Source organism: Micromonospora sp. U21 (genome assembly GCF_018070045.1).
Taxonomy (GTDB): Bacteria; Actinomycetota; Actinomycetes; order Mycobacteriales; family Micromonosporaceae; genus Micromonospora.
In genome coordinates, this window is sequence record NZ_JAGPYK010000026.1 from 59,067 (window position 1) to 76,687 (window position 17,621).

General features: G+C 71.0%; 13 protein-coding genes and 1 riboswitch. Of the genes, 9 read left to right on the forward strand and 4 right to left on the reverse strand.

From position 1 onward, the window contains the following. Nucleotides 1-91 precede the first annotated feature (91 nt). Nucleotides 92-511: a PPOX class F420-dependent oxidoreductase gene (locus tag KBX63_RS26680; protein ID WP_210915958.1), complete on the forward strand. Its 420-nt coding sequence runs from the start codon at nt 92-94 to the stop codon at nt 509-511. A gap of 50 nt (nt 512-561) precedes the next feature. Here KBX63_RS26680 and KBX63_RS26685 read toward each other — a convergent pair whose 3' ends face one another. After that, on the reverse strand, nt 562-1,446 hold the full coding sequence (locus KBX63_RS26685) for a bile acid:sodium symporter family protein (protein ID WP_210915960.1): 885 nt from the start codon (nt 1,444-1,446) through the stop codon (nt 562-564). A gap of 144 nt (nt 1,447-1,590) precedes the next feature. On the opposite strand from KBX63_RS26685, the gene KBX63_RS26690 reads away from it, so the two are divergent. Beyond that, nucleotides 1,591-2,934 (forward strand): glycoside hydrolase family 18 protein, encoded by a 1,344-nt coding sequence (locus tag KBX63_RS26690; protein WP_210915961.1) that lies wholly within the window; start codon nt 1,591-1,593, stop codon nt 2,932-2,934. A gap of 102 nt (nt 2,935-3,036) precedes the next feature. On the opposite strand, the gene KBX63_RS26695 is transcribed toward KBX63_RS26690, so the two are convergent. After that, nucleotides 3,037-3,408: a hypothetical protein gene (locus KBX63_RS26695; RefSeq protein WP_210915962.1), complete on the reverse strand. Its 372-nt coding sequence runs from the start codon at nt 3,406-3,408 to the stop codon at nt 3,037-3,039. 166 nt (nt 3,409-3,574) lie between these two features. On the opposite strand from KBX63_RS26695, the gene KBX63_RS26700 reads away from it, so the two are divergent. Continuing rightward, on the forward strand, nt 3,575-6,394 hold the full coding sequence (locus KBX63_RS26700; RefSeq protein ID WP_210915963.1) for a M14 family zinc carboxypeptidase: 2,820 nt from the start codon (nt 3,575-3,577) through the stop codon (nt 6,392-6,394). 1,890 nt (nt 6,395-8,284) lie between these two features. Here KBX63_RS26700 and KBX63_RS26705 read toward each other — a convergent pair. Beyond that, nucleotides 8,285-10,372, reverse strand: coding sequence for a cellulose binding domain-containing protein (locus KBX63_RS26705; protein ID WP_210915998.1), 2,088 nt, complete (start codon nt 10,370-10,372; stop codon nt 8,285-8,287). Nucleotides 10,373-10,706: 334 nt separating this feature from the next. Between KBX63_RS26705 and KBX63_RS26710 the strand changes: the two genes are divergently transcribed. Further along, complete coding sequence (locus KBX63_RS26710) at nt 10,707-12,110, forward strand: serine hydrolase (RefSeq protein ID WP_210915964.1); 1,404 nt, start codon at nt 10,707-10,709, stop codon at nt 12,108-12,110. 50 nt (nt 12,111-12,160) lie between these two features. Next, the gene (locus tag KBX63_RS26715) at nt 12,161-12,871 is read left to right on the forward strand and encodes a vancomycin high temperature exclusion protein (protein ID WP_210915965.1); all 711 of its coding nucleotides are present in this window, start codon (nt 12,161-12,163) and stop codon (nt 12,869-12,871) included. Nucleotides 12,872-12,934: 63 nt separating this feature from the next. Here the strand turns inward: KBX63_RS26715 and KBX63_RS26720 are convergent, their stop codons facing one another. Beyond that, nucleotides 12,935-13,921, reverse strand: a complete 987-nt coding sequence (locus KBX63_RS26720; protein ID WP_247663181.1) for a LacI family DNA-binding transcriptional regulator — start codon at nt 13,919-13,921, stop codon at nt 12,935-12,937. Nucleotides 13,922-14,194: 273 nt separating this feature from the next. On the opposite strand from KBX63_RS26720, the gene KBX63_RS26725 reads away from it, so the two are divergent. From KBX63_RS26725 to KBX63_RS26740, 4 genes are all read left to right on the forward strand, one after another. Then, nucleotides 14,195-15,817 (forward strand): glycoside hydrolase family 43 protein, encoded by a 1,623-nt coding sequence (locus tag KBX63_RS26725; RefSeq protein WP_210915969.1) that lies wholly within the window; start codon nt 14,195-14,197, stop codon nt 15,815-15,817. A gap of 53 nt (nt 15,818-15,870) precedes the next feature. After that, nucleotides 15,871-16,023, forward strand: a riboswitch (cobalamin riboswitch). A gap of 34 nt (nt 16,024-16,057) precedes the next feature. Then, nucleotides 16,058-16,261 (forward strand): CbtB domain-containing protein, encoded by a 204-nt coding sequence (locus KBX63_RS26730; protein WP_210915972.1) that lies wholly within the window; start codon nt 16,058-16,060, stop codon nt 16,259-16,261. Next, the gene (locus KBX63_RS26735) at nt 16,252-17,022 is read left to right on the forward strand and encodes a CbtA family protein (RefSeq protein ID WP_307871859.1); all 771 of its coding nucleotides are present in this window, start codon (nt 16,252-16,254) and stop codon (nt 17,020-17,022) included. Before KBX63_RS26730 ends, KBX63_RS26735 begins: the two co-directional genes overlap by 10 nt. Then, nucleotides 17,019-17,606 (forward strand): histidine phosphatase family protein, encoded by a 588-nt coding sequence (locus tag KBX63_RS26740; RefSeq protein ID WP_210915974.1) that lies wholly within the window; start codon nt 17,019-17,021, stop codon nt 17,604-17,606. Before KBX63_RS26735 ends, KBX63_RS26740 begins: the two co-directional genes overlap by 4 nt. Nucleotides 17,607-17,621 lie beyond the last annotated feature (15 nt).

Genomic DNA, 17,621 nt, shown 5'->3' on the forward strand with positions numbered 1-17,621 from the left:
GGCGGAACGACAGGCCGCCCCATCCGAAGGCGGTCGGACCGGCGGGTGCGTAACGTGCAGGGGTAACCCCCTGACGCGAAGAGGAGACTTCATGTCCAAGCCACCGCTTCCCGAGGCCGCGGTCGCCATGCTGCAGAAGCCGAACCCGGCCGTCATGACGACCCTTCAGGCGACTGGTCAGCCGGTGTCCGCGGCCACCTGGTACCTGTGGGAGGACGGCCGGATCCTGGTGAACATGGACGCGAGCCGCCGCCGGCTGGAGCACGTCCGGAACGACCCCCGGGTCTCGCTCACCGTCCTGGATGAGGCCGGCTGGTACACGCACGTCAGCATCATCGGGCACGTCGCCGAACTGCGCGCGGACGAGGACCTCGCGGACATCGACCGGTTGTCCGAGCACTACACGGGGAACGCGTACCCACGGCGGGAGCGCGCTCGGGTCAGCGCCCTGATCAAGATCGACCGCTGGCACGGCTGGGGCTCGCTCAAGGACAACAACCAGGTCGGCTGACCAACGCGGCCCGGCCGGCGGCACCGGCGGCCGGGCCAGCGATGCCACGGTCAGGGTTGAACGGTGGTGGCGGCCGGGGCGCGGACGCGGGTCACCAGGTAGCCGAAGGCCGCCGCGGTGAAGAACATGACGATGCCGTAGACCGCCCCGGGGATCGCCATCTGGGTGCTGTCGAGCAGCGCCGGGCTGAGCGCGATCGTGATGGCCAGGGTGCTGTTGTGGATGCCGATCTCGAACCCGGCCGCCGTCGCGGCGCTCCGGTCGACCCCGGCCAAGCGGGGCACGCCGTACCCGATGGCGAGGCTCAGCAGGTTGAACGCGAGCACGGCGAGGCCGACGGAGACGAAGTAGTCGGCGATGTTCTCGCGTTCGCCCAGCACGGCGCCGGCGATCACCGCGACGAGCACGACGACGGACAGGATCCGGACCGGGCGGTTCAGGCGTTCGGCGATCCGGGGCACCCGGGCGCGGATCAGCATGCCGATCGCGACCGGGACGAGCACGATGGCGAAGACCTGCAACACCTTGTCGAACTGCAGGCCGATGCTCCTGCCGTCGGGCAGGAAGTACGCCGCCGACAGGTTGACCAGGATCGGCAGGGTGAACACGGCGAGCACCGAGTTGATGGCGGTCAGGGTGATGTTCAGGGCCACGTGCCCGCCGAAGAGGTGGCTGTAGAGGTTGGCCGTGGTGCCGCCGGGGGAAGCGGCCAGCAGCATCATCCCGACGGCCAGCTCCGGTGCCAGGTCGAAGGCGAGGACCAGGCCGAAGCAGAGTGCCGGCAGCACCAGCACCTGGCACACCAGGGCGATGACGGCGGCCTTCGGGTGCTGGGCCACCCGGCGGAAGTCCGCAATGGTCAGTCCGAGACCCAGGCCGAGCATGATGATCCCGAGGGCGATGGGCAGGCCGATCAGAGTCAGGGCTGAGTCCATGACACAACATCGTTACCACCCGGTAACGACTCCACCATCCCCCATGTGGCCGTACGGCTCTTGACCGTCGACGGTGATCGCCTTAACTTCATCAATCAGATAAGTGTCTTTACTAATTCCGCTCCATTCCTTGTGGGAGTGCCGATGCGACCATTCCGCCACCGCCGCCTGACCGCCGTCGTCGCCCTGGCGACCATGCTGGTCACCGCCGCCCCGCCAACCGCCGCAAGCGCAGGTGAGAAGACCGACCGCCGGGCCGGCTACCACCGGGTCGGCTACTTCACCCAGTGGGGCATCTACGGCCGGGCCTTCCCGGTCAAGAAACTCGACACCTCCGGGGCCGCGAGCCGCCTCACCCACGTCAACTACGCCTTCGGCAACGTCAGCGAGGACGGACGCTGCTATATCGACGGTGGGCCGGGCGAGGGTGACGCGTGGGCCGACTACCAGCGCCCGGTACCGGCCGAGGAGAGCGTCGACGGCGTCGCTGACGCCCCGGGCCAGGCGCTCAACGGCAACTTCGGCCAACTGGCCAAGCTGAAGGCCAAGCACCGCGACCTGAAGGTGCTGATCTCGCTGGGCGGCTGGAGCTGGTCGACGTACTTCTCGAACGCCGCCCTGACCGACGCCTCCCGCAAGGCGTTCGTCGCCTCCTGCATCGACCTCTACCTCAAGGGCAACCTGCCGGGCGGAGACGGCGCCGCGGGCGGGCCGGGTGCCGCCGCCGGCGTCTTCGACGGCATCGACCTCGACTGGGAGTGGCCAAACTGGGCGGGTGAGCCGGGCAACGTCATCCGCCCGGAGGACCGCGAGAACTTCACCAAGCTGCTCGCCGAGTTCCGCCGGCAACTCGACGCGTACGGGTGCACGACCCGCGCGCACTACGCGCTGACCGCCTTCCTGCCGGCCAACCCGGCCACCATGGACGCCGGCTACGAGGGTCGCAAGATCTTCAAGTACCTGGACTTCGCCACCGTGCAGGGGTACGACTTCCACGGCGGCTGGGACGCGGTCACCAACCAGCAGTCCGCGCTGCGCGTACCGGCGGGGGCCCCGGACAACCCGGACTTCTCCGCCGAGGTGGCCATCGACGGCTGGATCGCCCGCGGCGCGCCCCGCGACAAGCTGGTCCTGGGCATCCCGTACTACGGCCGCGGCTGGACCGGCGTCACCGGCGGCGGCAACGGCCTGTTCAAACCCGCCACCGGGCCCGCGCCGGCCACCTTCGAGGCCGGGTACGAGGACTACAAGAAGCTCAAGACCCTGGCCGGCAACGGCTACACCGTGCACCGCGACCTACGCTCCGGGCACGCCTGGCTGTTCGACGGTACGACGTTCTGGACCTACGACGACCCGGCGGTCGTGCTGCAGAAGACGCTCTACATCCGGCGGGCCGGCCTGGCCGGAGCGATGATCTGGTCGCTGGACGGCGACGACGACAACGCCACGTTGACCAAGACGATCGGCCTCGGGCTGACAAACTGGTAGCCGTACCCCGCTCTTGCGGTAGTTCCCCGGCCCGTCGTGGACCTTCATCGGTCCGCGGCGGGCCGGTGGTCCGTGCGACCGCCGGCGATCGGTCGGCTCGGTCTACCCCTGCTCGGATGCCACCGCACGTACCGCGGCCTCGATGAGCGCGGTCACCTCGTCCATGTCCCGAGCCCTGGGCACGTCCAACTCCCCCGACCATCCCTCCGGACGCGTGAGCTTCACCGTCACGTCCTCGCGGCGGTGCGTCAACCAGCCGGCGATCGCCTGGACCAGCACCATGACGGCCCCGCCGCTGTCGACCGCCACCAGCAGCACATCCGCGCCCTCCGCCGACGTGTCGTCGGACGGCGTCGTCACCTTTTCGCGAAGCCGGTCCTCGGACCGAAGCCAGGACGCCAGAGAACGCCGAGCATCAGCAGATGGAAGATCCGGGAAGACCGAGAGCGTGATCGTCTCCTGAGAGGCCAGCACCGTCTCCTCCTTCCAGGCGAGACACCCGCACACCGCCATCCTGCCAGCCAGCGCCGCCGCCGGCATCCCACGCAGTCATCAAAGTCGATCAGACCTTGACCGGGGTATCGACGGTTCATAGGCTCCGGCCACTGCGAGGCTTTTCCCGAGAAGGGAAACACGAGACATGGCCCCATCGATGCGTCCGTCCTGGACGGTCCCCACGAGGCGGCTGGCGAGTGCCGCCGCGATCACACTCCTGCTCGGCACGATTCCCCTGCTCAGTGGCACATCCGCCGCGAGCGCCGCCCGGCCCTCCTCCCCCTGCGGCAACGACCCGACGGCGCGTTTGAGCACCGTGCCCGCCCCGGAGACCGTGCTCGGCTTCCCGCTCGGGGTGGGTCAGGAGCGGGTCGTCACCAACGACGAGGTGCGGACGTACCTGGGAGCGGTGGACGGCGCCTCCGACCGGGTCGTCACCGGTGTGATGGCCACCAGCGTGCTCGGTCAGCCGCTGCCGTACGCGGTGGTGTCCAACGAGCGCAACGTCCGGCCGTCCGCGCTGCGCGAGATCGCCGACGATGTCCGGGACCTGCGCGATCCCCGCCGGACCAGCGCGAGGACGGCCGCCCGGACCGCCAAGGACAGCCCGGCCATCGTCTGGGTCACCGCGAACGTGCACGGCGGCGAGAAGAGCGGCACCGACGCGGCGCTCAAGACGCTGTACGAGCTGGCGGCCGGCCTGTCCTGCGCGGTCGAGGAGCGCAACGACAACCTGGTCACCATCATCGTCCCGACGCAGAACCCGGACGGTCGCGACGCGACGCGGCGGCAGAACGAGTTCGGCTTCGACATGAACCGGGACTGGTTCGCCCGCACCCAGCAGGAGACCGACGGCAAGCTCGAACTCCTGCGCCGCTACCCGCCGCAGGTCTTCATCGACGCCCACGAGATGGGTGGCCGCCAGTACTTCTTCCCGCCCAACGCGGACCCGATCCACCATGAGATCGCCGGCGAGGCGGTCGACTGGATCAACCGGATCGGCGAGGCCAACAGGGCCGGCTTCGGCTACAACGGCGCCTGTGAAGACGACGACGCCGTCGAGTGCTACTTCAACTACTCGACCTACGACATGTTCTTCATGGGCTACGGCGACACGGTGCCGACCACCGGCTTCGGCGCGGCCGGCATGACGTACGAGAAGGGCAGCGCCTCGGCGGTGGCCGACCGGGTCCAGCAACAGTTCAACACCCAGTGGGCGACGCTCGGTTGGGCCGCGGCGAACAAGCACGAGGTGCTGACCGACTACTTCGACATCTGGACCGACGCGCTCGCCCAGGGCAGGGCGGGCACGCTGGAGCCGAACGAGGTGGTCCAGCCCACCAACGAGGTCCAGTTCCCGGTGCCCGATATCAAGATCCGCTCGTACTTCCTGCTGCCCGACCGGCAGCTCGCCGACGTCCGCCAGCTCGTCGAGCGGCTGCGCCGGATGGACGTCGAGGTGTACGAGGTGCAGAAGCCGACCCGGGTGCCCACCGCACGGATCTTCGGCGGCCGGACGGCCACCAACGTGACCGTGCCCAAGGGCGCGTACTGGATCCCGATGGACCAGCCGCAGAAGCACTGGATCCAGGCGATCATGGGCGAGGACCCGTACGTCCCCTTCCCCTACTTCTACGACGTGTCGTCCTGGAGCAACCCGCTGCTGATGGGCGTCTCCACCATCTACACCGGCGACAACGTCCGGCCAAAGGCCCAGCTGGTCCGCACGATCTCCGGTGGCCGCAGCGGGCTGGCGTGGCCGTGGGGCTCGTACACGTACCCGCTCGACTCCGCAGCGGCCGCGGAGTTCACCTTCACCCTGCTCGGTCGCGGCGTGCCGCTCGTGCGCAACCTGGAGACCAGCGTGGTGGCCCTACCGGCGACCAAGCTGAGCCGTGCGGTCGACGAGCTGGCCGAATCGTTCGGGGTGACCCTCGCCCCGGGCGGGCGGGCCAGCGGGACCCGACTCGACCTGCCGGACGTGGGGCTGTTCCAGGGCACGGGCATCTCCACCACGTCGGGCTCACACGGCGAGGCCCGGTACGTGCTCGGCAAGCGGTGGGGCCTGGACCTCAAGCCGGTCACCACGGCTGACATCAACGACAACACCGAGGCGTTCACCGGACGCACGGTCCTGCTGGTGCCGGACGGCAGCAGCCCGACCGGCGGCCTCACCGCCGCCGGGCAGGCCAACCTGCGCGACTGGATCGCCCAGGGCCACACCTACATCGGGCTGCGCAACGAGGGCACCCGGGTGGCCCGGGCGGCAGGGCTCACCTCCACCACCGAGAAGACCAAACCGGCCGGGTACCAGGTGATCGGCTCACACCTGCGGGTCGACGTCGACCACGACAGCCCGGTCGCGCTGGGCCGTCCCGCCGAGGACTTCGAGTTCAACAACAGCGACCCGATCCTCAACCCGAGCACCACCGGGACCAACGTGCTCACCTACCCGGCGGGCGACACCTTCTGGGCGAACGGCTACACCGTCGGCGGCGACGCGCTGAAGGGGACGGCGGCGCTGGTCGACGAGCCGACCGGCGCCGGCCGGGCGGTGCTGTTCGCGTTCAACCCGCTCTTCCGGGCGTACAACGAGAATGGTCTGCACCTGGTGGCCAACGCGTTGCTCTACCCGACGGCGGGCGGCGCGACCGGCGCGCCGGACGCCCGGCGCTCGACCGGGATCGACCCGGCGCGGGCCAGTGCCGCCGCCGCGCCGGTGGCGGCGGACCTGGGTGGCGGGTGGCGGCCGATCACCATCGAGGTGGCGGCGGGCGACCTCCCGCGCACCCGGGCCATCGTCGAACGCTTCACCACGGACGCCCGGGCGTCCGCGACGGGCGGTTCAGCGTACGTGGTGATCCCGAACCCGCAGGGACTCCAGGTGGACGAACACCCGTTCGCGAGTGATCTGGTGCGCGCCCTTCTCTACGCCAAGGTGCCGCTGCGGTCGGTGGTGGGCTGACGAATCGCTGCACAGCGAAGCGCCCGCCCCGACGGGGCGGGCGCTTCGGCGCGTTCTGGGGCCGGTTCCGGATGCGCCGGCCCCCGCCCTTCCTCCGGTCGGTGGAGCTGACCTTCGGCAGTGACCCGCAGCCGAGACCCGGCTGGGCTACGGAATGTTGCCCTTGACGACCAGGCCGACCTGGGGGCCGGTAGTGGCGTTCGGAGCCTGTGGAGCTGATGTCGCCAACGATTCAGGTGGGCAGGGCAATCGGGTGAATCCTTGGTGACATCAGCTCCACAGCGTCACCAAGGATGGCACCCTCCGTGGGGACGGCCAGGGAAGCCAATCGGCTCCTGCGCCCGTACCGATCGTCCACGGGGCACGGCCGCCGCGATCCAGCTCGCGGCCCGCGTCAAGCGACGCCGGGACGTGGGGGTGACCCGCATGCTGCTACCTCCATCAGCACCGGGGCATCGCCGGTGCAGAGGTAGCCACGACCGGGTGGGCCGGCGAGGTACTGGCCCCCTTCGAGGGCGATGCTGTGGGCCACAGCGGCCGACCGGTTGCTCGGGGCCAGCACGAGGCGTACCCGGGTAGCGGTTTACGCATGAGCGGCCCCTGAGGGGACACCCCCACATGAGGGTGTGTCTGGAGCCGATCAGGAGCGATGAGAGTGGTGTTGACCTGGGCTGTGAGCGAGTACGGGGGGTCCGTTCGGGGGTCGGGATCAAGGCGGACGGTGAAACGGGGACCGACATCGACACCGTAACGGCGGGTCACACCGCGTCCCGCGTGACGGTGCGCTGAGAGTCTGCGTGAGCCGGGTCGGTGACGGCGTTGGCGGCGCAGGTGATGGTCGTGGTCATGATGCGTGAAGCTCCTCGATCAGGAATGCGGACGGGCTTTCGATGCGGGCCCTCGCTGCTGCGCCCAGACAGCCGCGGCGGGCGACGTCGCGGTGACAGTTCTGTCAGGTTCTGCCAGGTTCTGTCAGGTCGCCGGCTTGCTGCCAGACGAAAGAACTGGTCTGACAGCGGCGACCCGGGCTGACAGAAGACCTCGTGGTTCGGTCACGCGCCTCCATTCCCGGCAGTTCCGGCGCGGTCGGTGGAGTGATCTCGACGCGCACGAGCGCCGAGGCGGTGGCGTTTGACAGCTGATGCCCGTCCAGGCACAGCTGTCCGGCGAGGGCCTTGCGGGATAGCGATGTCCCCTCGACAGTAAGGGCGCGGGCGGCGGTCCGGGCGGCCGGACCGCCGCCACCTGCGGACCGCCGTCGCCGGTTGCCGCCTCGCGGTCCCGGCGGTCCGGGGACCGTCCGGCCCGGTCCGCAGCGGCGGGAACCGCGGCAATGGGGTACCGGACCGTCTCGCTAGGGTCCGAGACGAACGTGTCAGCGACGAGCGCCGGTCGTGGCCCGGTCCGGTCGGGCCCAGCGGTCCGGTCGGGCCCAGCGGTCCGGTCGGGCCCAGCGGTCCGGTCGGACCGAGCGGTCCGGTCGGACCCAGCGGTCCGGTCGGACCCAGCGGTCCGGTAAGGGGTCGGGTCCCAGCCGAGGGCGAGCTTTATCATCGCCAGGAATCGGAGCGCCGGCAGCGCGGCGGCGATCCAGCCGATCACCGACGCCTCGGCCTCCACCACCTGCGGGGCCAGGGACAGCAACACCGCCAACGTCAGCACCGTGGCGGGGAAGCCAACGCTGGTGCCTAGGCGCCGGGTAGCGGCGCAACTCCAAACCGGCGGCGATCGACGTCAACTCCAGCACGACCGCGTCGGCCCAGGCCAGCCAGCCCAGCTGGTCATGCGCCGCCGCGACGTCATGCACATAGGTGAACACCCCCCCCGGCTGGCCGTGCCATGGTGGTCCGGCCGGCCCTGCGAACGGGCCGGCCGGCCACGGTGGCCCTGTCAGCCGCTCGTGCAGAGGATGCCGTTCAGGCTGAACGCGGTGGGCAGCACGTTCGGCCCGCTGTACGCGCCGACGAAGCCGGCGCTCACGCTATCGCCGGCGGCGATCTGCCGGTTGTCGTCGGTGGGGGTGACCCGCACTGCGGTGCCGACCTGCTCCCAGGTGGCGTTCCAGCCGCTGCTCACCTGCTGCCAGGCCGTCGGCCAGGTCCAGGTGAGCGTCCAGCCGTTGAGCGGGCTCGTGCCGCTGTTGGTGATCTCGACACCGCCGATGTAGCCGTTGCCCCAGTCGCCGCTGGTGGTGAAGCGAACGCCGCACGCGCTGGTGGCCGGGCTGCCGGTGGCGAAGGTGAGCGGCGGTGAGGACCAGGACACCCGGCCGGCGGTGTCGCGGGCCAGTACGTTGACGGTGTACCTGTTGCCGGGCACCAGGTTGCCGACCGTGAACGAGGTGGACCTCGTCTCGCCCAACTGCTCGCTGATCGCACCGTTCTGCCGGTACACCTCGTACTTGGCGATCGGGCTGTCACCGGCTGCGGCCGCCGGCCAGGAGATCGTCGCGGTCCGGTCGGTGACGACGCCGGCCGTGGGCTGGCCCGGCGCCGCGGGCCGCCCGGCGGTCGCGCCGGCCGGGCGCAGCACGAGCGTGGTCAGCGAGTACGGCGGCAGTGTCCGGCTGGTCGCGGAGCCGGACTGGCTGGTGGCGATGCCGGTGGCGCCGTTGGTGAGGGTGGACACCGTCGGCGCGGCGGCGGACGGGGTGAACCCGGCGTAGTCGATTTCGACCGGATGCGCCGTGTCGGGGTCCTTGTTCACCAGCAGCACCGCCAGGTCACCGTTGCCCCGGCGAACGGCGTGCGCGGTGACCAGCGGCTGGTCGGTGCCGGCGCGGACGAACTGGTCGCCAGCCTTGGCGAAGACGTTCATCATGGCCAGCCCGTGGTAGGGCGCGAACGGTGTGTTCAGCGGCGGCTCGCACACCGAGCCGTCCTCCGTGCAGGCGCCGCTGGAGAGCACCCCGAAGTCCCCGTAGTCGGTCTGGCCCGCCACCTCCGACACCGTGCCGATGCCGTTGTGCACGTTCCACCACTGCACGGTGAAGACGCCGTTCTCCAGCAGCCCGCTGTAGGCGTCGGCCAGGAAGAGCGCCGCCGGCTGGGTGGTCCGGCCGGCGTCGACGTTCAGCTCGGTGAAGCTGACGCCGATGCGCGCGGCGTTCGGGCCGGCGTACCGGGTGAGCTGCTGCCGGAGCAGGTAGGCCGCGTCGGGGATGTGGCTGGTCCGGGCCAGCGACTCCGCGGCCGTGCCACCCGGGTACCAGTGCACGTCCACGAAGTCGATCTTCGGGCCGGCGATGGAGAGCACCGTCTGGTTCCACGGGCCCGGGTCGGCGCCGGCGGTGATCCCGTCCGGCCAGTTGCCCGGCATCGTCAGCACCGCGCCGACCTTGATGCCCGGGTCGACCGCCTTCATCGCGTCGGCGTACTCGACGACCAGCCTCGCGTACTGTGTCGCGCTCTTGTCCGGGTGGTCGTCCGCCTCCCAGGCCGATCCGTAGTGGCCGTTGCCGTAGTTCTCGTTGCCGACCGTCCAGTATTTCGTGCCGTAGCCCTTGGTCACGTTGGCGTACCGCACCCAGTCGGCGGCCTCGGCCGGGGTGCCGGTGCCGTAGTTCGCGATGATCATCGGTTCGGCGCCGACCCGCTGGACCGCGGCCATGAAGGTGTCGAAGTCGGTCCCCGGTGCGACGTACCCGCCGGGCGCGGTGTGGTCCTGCCAGTGGTAGATGTCGGCGTACGAACCTCCGGGGTACCGCATCATCCGCACGCCGGCGTCGCGCAGCAGGTCCGACGTCGCGGTGCTGCCGAGGTGCTGGTCCCAGATGGCGTGATTGACGCCCAGTGCGGTGTCGGGCACGGTCGCCAACCCGGCGCGCGCGTTCACGGTCACGGCGACCGGGTCGGCTGCCGCGTTGGCGGTCGCGGGGTTGATGCCGGCGAGCGCGCCCACGGCGAGCAACAGGCTCGCCAGGAGAGCCGCGCGACGGGATCGGGCGGGCCGGGCCCTGCGGGTTTTCGGGTACAGCATTTGGCTGGGCTCCTTCGCGGAGAACGACAGTGAGTCGCCCAGCCAGTGACGGGTCGGTCGCATCAGCAGACGCGACGCGGCGGCGGGGCAGACTCCTGGACGGACGGCTCCCGGTGTGCCATCTCTCGTGCCACCGTCCCCCGGGAATCCACCAAGGGATCCCGGCTGCCCATGGACGGGCGTCAGCCCCGCGCGCGCGGCATGTCATCGACGTTCAAGAGTCTCACGGTCGATTCGACGATCTCAAGGGCCGTCACCGTCAGTGGTCCGGAGGCTCCGCGCCCGGGCCGGACGGGGGTGGTGCGCGGGCAGGACGGCTGCCACCATCACGGGCATGCCTGTCGCCCGTCGTACCCTGCTCGGGGCCAGCCTGGCCGCCGCAACCTCCGCCGTCGTCGGCTGCGACGACAGGCGCGGACCGGGCGCGGGGTGGACCGGCCGGGGCGATGCGGCGACCGCGACCGACGCCGCCGGCAACGGGGCGGGGTTCGGCCCATCCGGGAAGCCGTCGGCGGCGTCGCCCGCGGCGGAGTTCGGCACGGCGGAGCCCGGCACGGCGAACCACGGCGCGGCCCCCGGTGGCGGCAGCATCCCGGCGAAACAGGCCCGCTACGTGACCGCGCTGCTCCGGCAGCACCTGCCCGCCACGCCGCAGACCTTCCAGCACAGCGGCTTCCCCGGTGCTGTCGCCCTCGTCCAGGTCAACGGCAAGACGACGGTGCACGCCGCCCTCGGGGAGGCGCTCCGCTACTCGGCCGGCCCGAAACTCCTCCCGGTCGACAAGCGCGTCCCGATGCGCCCCGACTCCATCTTCGACCTCGCCTCGGTCACCAAGGTCTACACCTCCATCCTCCTCCTGCAACAGGTCGACAAGGGGCGCGTCGACCTCGCCGCCCCCGTCCTGGACTACCTGCCCGCCTTCACCGGTGCCGGCAAGGACCGGGTCACCGTCGAGATGCTGCTCACCCACACCAGCGGCCTCCCGGTCGGCGCCAAGGTCACCGGTCTGCCGGACAACGCGGCACGCTGGAACGCCGTGCTCGCCACCCCACTGGTCTCCGGCGCCGTGCCCGGGGACACGTTCCGCTACTCGAGCGTCGGGCTCATGGTCGCCGGCAAGATCGTGGAGAAGGTCACCGGCCAACTCCTCGACCAGGCCCTCAAGTCCACCATCACCGGGCCCCTCGGCCTGCGGGACACCGGCTTCAATCCCAACACCTGGCTGTCCAACGACGCCAAGGCCACCCGCCTGGTCGCCACCGACGCCCGCTCGTCGCGCGGCCTGCTTCGCGGCACCGTCCACGACGACGTCGCCAACCACCTGGGCGGCGTCGCCGGTCACGCCGGCATCTTCGCCAGCGCCACCGACCTGGCCGCCATCGGCGAACTCCTCCTCAACGGCGGCACATACCAGGGCACCCGCATCCTCGCCGCCGCCACCGTTCAACGGATGCTCACCGACCACAACGCCGGAAAGCCCGCCGTCGACCCCGAACGCCCCAACCGCACCGCCGCTCACGGCCTCGGTGTCGTCCTCAACCAACCCTGGTTCATGGGCAGGCTCGCCTCCCCGCGAACCTTCGGCCACACCGGCTTCGCCGGTCCCTCACTCCTGGTCGACCCCAACCGCAAACTCGTCCTTGCGCTGCTCACCAACCGGGCCCACCCCAACTGGAGCTGGGCGGATCCCGACCCGGTACGCGCCGCCGTCGGCGACGTCCTCGCCAAGCTCCTCTGAGAGCCGCCCGCCGCACCGGCGGTCCGGCCGAGCGGGGATAATCTCGCCGCATGCGGGGACGAATCGGTGCGGTCCGACGGTGGTACGGGGAGCGCAGGCGGGCAGTGCGCCGCCACATCCTGCTCGCGCTGGTCGCTGGTGTGGTGCTCGTGATCGGCGGGACCGTGGCCAGCGTGGCGTGGGTTCGCGGTGACGCGGACGGCCACATCTACAGCGAGGCCGGCGTGCCGGACGCGCCGGTCGCCCTGGTCCTCGGCACCAGGGTGGACGCGGACGGCGAGCCGTCACCGTTCCTCGCCGCCCGGCTGGAGATCGCGCGGCGGCTGTTCGACGCGGGCAAGGTTCGGGCGATCCTGGTGTCCGGCGACAACATGGACGCCGACTACAACGAGCCCGGGGCGATGATGCGCTGGCTGGTCGGCCGCGGCGTGCCGGCGCAGCAGGTGGTGCTGGACCACGCCGGCTTCGACACGTACGACTCGTGCGCTCGGGCGGAACGGATCTTCGGGGTGAAGCGCGCGACCGTGGTGACCCAGTCCTTCCACCTGCCCCGCGCCGTGGCTCTGTGCCGGCGCCTCGGCATCGACGCCAGCGGCGTGGGCGACGAGACCGTGAAGCGGTACGGCCGACCGTGGCGGGTCAGCTCCACCCGCGAGTACGGTGCCTGCCTGAAGGCAGCCCTGGACCTGCTCTCCGGCCGGGACCCGGTCCATCTCGGCCGCCGCGAGACCGGCGTCGACGACGCTCTGCGGAAGGGCTGACGACAGCCGCGGGTCCTGGCCTCCGACCGGCGACGCGGAGCCGCGGCCCCGACCGGCGGCCCGTCAGCGGTGCCGGGGTGGCCCGGCGCTGTCGCGTTCGATGAGGTCGGTGGCGAGTTCGACGCGCGGGCTTTCGATCGTCTCGCCGGAGGCGAGCCGCAGCACGGTACGCGCGGCCAGCATGCCCATCTTGGCCAGGGGTTGGCGGACCGTGGTCAGCGGCGGGGAGCACCACTGGACCTCCGGCAGGTCGTCGAAGCCGACCACGCTGATGTCGTCGGGCACCCGTAGGCCGCGTTTGCGGACGGCCTCGTAGGCGCCGAGCGCCATCTGGTCGCTGGCGGCGAAGATGGCGGTCGGCGGGTCGGGCAGGGAGAGCAGTTGGGTACCCGCGGTGTAGCCGGCCTCGTGGTAGAAGTTGCCGGGCCGGATCAGGGCATCGTCGAGGGCGATGCCGGCGGCGCCGAGCGCGGCGCGGTAGCCGTCCAGACGGGCCCGGCTGCACATCAGGTGCGGTGGACCGGCGATGAAGCCGATGCGGCGGTGGCCGAGGCCGAGCAGGTACTGGTTGGCGCTCAGGCTGCCCGCCCAGTTGGTGGCGCCGATGGTGGGTGCCGCCTGCGGGTCGATGCCAGCGGGGTCGATGATGACCACCGGTACGTGGAGCCGGCTCAGCTCGGCCTGCAGCGGTGGGTTCACCATCGAGGTCACGAAGATGACCCCGTCGGTGGAACGGGCGCGCATGTTGTCGAGCCACTGCTTCGCCGAGGAGATGCGCCAGTGGATGGCCGAGACGACGGTGCCGACGCCGCTGCTCATGGCGACGTCCTCCACCCCACGGATGATCTCCACTGCCCACGGGCTGTCCAGGTCGTTGAAGACCAGGTCGATCAGGGCGGCATCGGTCCCCCTCACGGGCGAACGGCGGCGGTAGCCGTGCAGGGTGAGGAGTTGCTCGACCCGTTCGCGGGTCTGGGGTGCGACGTCGGAGCGGCCGTTGATGACCCGGGAGACCGTGGGTACGGAGACACCGGCCAACCGCGCGATCATCGCGATGGTGACGTTTCGACGGTTGTCGGAGCCCACGGTCGGCCCTTCGGCTGGCTGGAGTCTTCAGGTCGGCTCGACGGTTCGACGATGCATGTCCGGAACTTTCGGTGCTTCACCGGTACTGCGAATCGATGGCCGGGACGCTACGAGCTGTTTCCATACTGGTCAAGGTCTCTGTCCAATTGCGAAAAGAGCGGCTAGCGTAGTCAGGGCTTCCACAGCTACCGGTCTCGCAGACCCGGAAGTTTCCGAAAGCCGCCCAGAGGAGCCCTCGTGTCGACCGACACCGCTGCCGCGGCGACCGCTGCCCGGTCGATCCGCAACCCCGTCCTCGCCGGGTTCCACCCGGACCCGTCGATCCTGCGCGTCGGCGACGACTACTACCTGGCCACCTCGACGTTCGAGTGGTACCCGGGGGTTCGCGTACACCATTCGCGCGACCTCGTGCACTGGCGGGCCCTGGACGGGATCATCACCGACCGTCGCCTGCTCGACCTCCGCGGCTGCGGCGACTCCAACGGGGTGTGGGCACCTGACCTGACCTACCACGACGGCGAGTTCCACCTTGTCTACAGCGACGTGGCCAGCTTCGCCAGCGGCTACTGGGACCCGCAGAACTACCTGGTCACCGCGCCTGACATCGCCGGCCCCTGGTCGGATCCGGTACAGCTGCACGGGCGCGGTTTCGATGCCGCGCTGTTCCACGACGACGGCACCACCTGGCTGCTGAGCATGAGCGCGGACTGGCGACCCGGCCGGGACCGCTTCGGCGGCATCGAGATCCAGCAGTACGACCGGGTGGCGCGTGCTCTCGTCGGCCGGCCCCGCCTCCTGTTCACCGGAACCCCGGTCGGGATGACCGAGGGCCCGCACCTCTACCGCCACGACGGCTGGTACTGGCTGATCACCGCGGAGGGTGGCACAAGTTGGGAGCACCAGGTCACCGTGGCGCGGTCACGGGAGCTGTTCGGGCCCTACGAGGTGGACCCGGACGGCCCGCTGCTCACCTCCGTCGGCCGACCCGACCTGCGCCTGCAGAAGGCCGGCCACGGCAGTCTGGTTCGCACGCCGGACGGCGCCTGGTACCTGGCGCACCTGGCCAGCCGCCCCTACTCGCCGCTGGGCAGCTGCGTACTCGGCCGGGAGACCGCGATCCAGCGGGTCGACTGGCCGTCGGGGGGATGGCCTCGGATCCCCGGCGGCGTGCCGGCGGAGGAGGTCACCGCACCCGACCTGCCGGCGCACCCGTGGCCGGCGGAACCCGCCACCGACCATTTCGACGCCCCGGAGCTGGGCCGCTGCTGGTCGACGTTGCGCCGGCCGCCCAGCGCGGACTGGCTCGACCTGCGCTCCCGTCCATCACACCTCCGGATCCACGGCGGGCAGTCGCCGGTGGGCCGGCAGAGCCCCAGTCTGGTCGCGCGGCGGGTCGGGGCGACGCGCTGCTCGCTGGAGACCGTGGTCGAGTTCGACCCGGTCGACCACCGCCAGCTCGCCGGGATCACCGCCTACTACAACACCCTCAACTGGCACCACCTCTACCTGAGCCGCGCCGACGATAAGCGGGTCGCTCTGGAGCTGCTCAGCTCCGACAACGGGCGGCGCACCCCGTACCCGGCACTGACCGTCGACGCCAGCGACGTCGCCCGCGTCGGCCTGCGGGCGACGTTCGACGGGCCGGTCGTGCGCTTCGACTACGACCTTGGCGCCGGTTGGCGCCAGCTTCCGGTGGACCTGGACGCGACCATCCTGTCCGACGAGCACGCCGCACTGATCATCGACGGAGAGCCGGCCGCGTGGGGCTTCACCGGAGCGTTCCTCGGCCTGTGGGTGCAGGACCTCGGCCGCGACGGCGCCCACGCCGACTTCGACCTGGCCACCTACCGGGAGCACTGACCAGCGTCCACCCCACGGCTGCCTGATGCCGCGCATCACAGGAAGCGTGGTTGACCGGCCGGATCCGCGCCGATACCGTCGACCCACTATCTGCGGCGACGCGAGGGAAGCCGGTGTGAATCCGGCGCGGTCGCGCCACTGTGAGCGGTTCCCACCTCAACGGGCGCCGCGAGCCAGGACACTCGGTCGTCCGCAGCCTTGCGATGGGGACGCGTCATCCCCGAGGAGGTTCGCGTACGCATGTCCAGCTCCACTTCCAGCCAGCCGTTGGCGCATCCCGCCAACACCGTCCGTCTGATGTGGACGACCCTGGCCGCCGTCGCCGTGCTCTCCCTGCTGGTCTATCTCGTCGCCTTCGACCAGGGGGCGGTGTCGCGCAGCGGCATGTACCTGCACGAGCTGATGCACGACGGCCGGCACCTGCTCGGTGTCCCGTGCCACTGAACGCCGCCCCCGTACCCACGTTCGTCACCGTTCTCCTGCGCGGCCTGCTCGCCGGCCTGGTCGCCGGCCTGCTCGCCGGGACGTTCGCCTTCGTTGCCGGCGAACCACACGTCGAGGCGGCCATCGCGATCGAGGAGGCCGCGGCGCACGCCGATCCCGCCGCCGGCGGGCACCATCACGAAGACGCGCTGGTGAGCAGGAACGGCCAGCGTGGCGGCCTGTTCCCTGCCACGGGCCTGTTCGGCGCGGCGATGGGTGGCCTGCTGGCCACCGCGTACGTCCTGCTCTGCCGTCGGCGGCGGGCGTACGACGACGGCCGGTCGGGCCTGCTGCTGGCCGGCGCCGCGCTGCTCGGCGTGGTGATCGTGCCCTTCGTCAAGTACCCGGCGAACCCACCGGCTGTCGGTGACCCGGCCACCATCGACCAGCGCACCGGCACCTACCTGCTGATGGTGGCGCTCGGCCTGGTGGCCGTCTGGGCCGGCTCGCTGGGTTACCGGTCGGTCGGCGGCGCGGCACCACAGTGGCTCCGCGCCACTGCCGCCGTCGGCGGGTTCCTGCTGGTCACCGTCGTGGCCTACGTGGTGTTGCCGTCCTTTCAGGAGGTCCCGGACGACTTCCCCGCAACCCTGCTGTGGAACTTCCGGCTCGCCTCACTCGGCACCCAGGTGGTGCTCTGGGCCGGGATCGGGCTGCTGTTCGCCGCCCTGATGAACAACGACGGGCGCCGCCGGGCCGCCACCGCAACCCCCAGCACGTGACCACGACCCGCCTGCGGCTGATCGCCCACGGGTACACGGCCGCACTACGGCGGGCGAGGTTCGGCGGGGCAAACGAGGGCCTGGACGAGGGCGGCCGGCGGGCCGCCCTCGCCCTCGCCTCCGCCGAGCCGGACCGGCGAGAGCCGCTGGTCCCCTGCCTGTCCAGTCCCGCACCGGCGGCCATCGAGACCGCGGACGCCCTCGGGCTGTCGCCCACCGCCGAAACCGCGCTGGCCGACTGCGACTACGGCGACTGGACCGGACGGTCGCTGGAGGAGGTCGGCGTCGAACAGCCCCAGGCGCTGCGCACCTGGCTGTCCAGTGCGGACGCGGCACCGCACGGGGGCGAGTCGGTCCTGGCGCTGCGGAACCGGGTCGGTCAATGGCTGGACGCGCAGCGGGGGCGCGGCGAGCGGATCGTCGCCGTCACCCACCCGATGGTGATCCGGGTCGCGGTCGTCCACGCGCTCGGCCTGCCGATGGCGGTGTTCCGGCAACTGGACGTCGAGCCGTTGGCGATGGTGCGGCTCACCGGTCACGGGTCACGGTGGCAACTACGACTGGGCGCACCACCGGCCGACTGAGACGGATACCGCCCG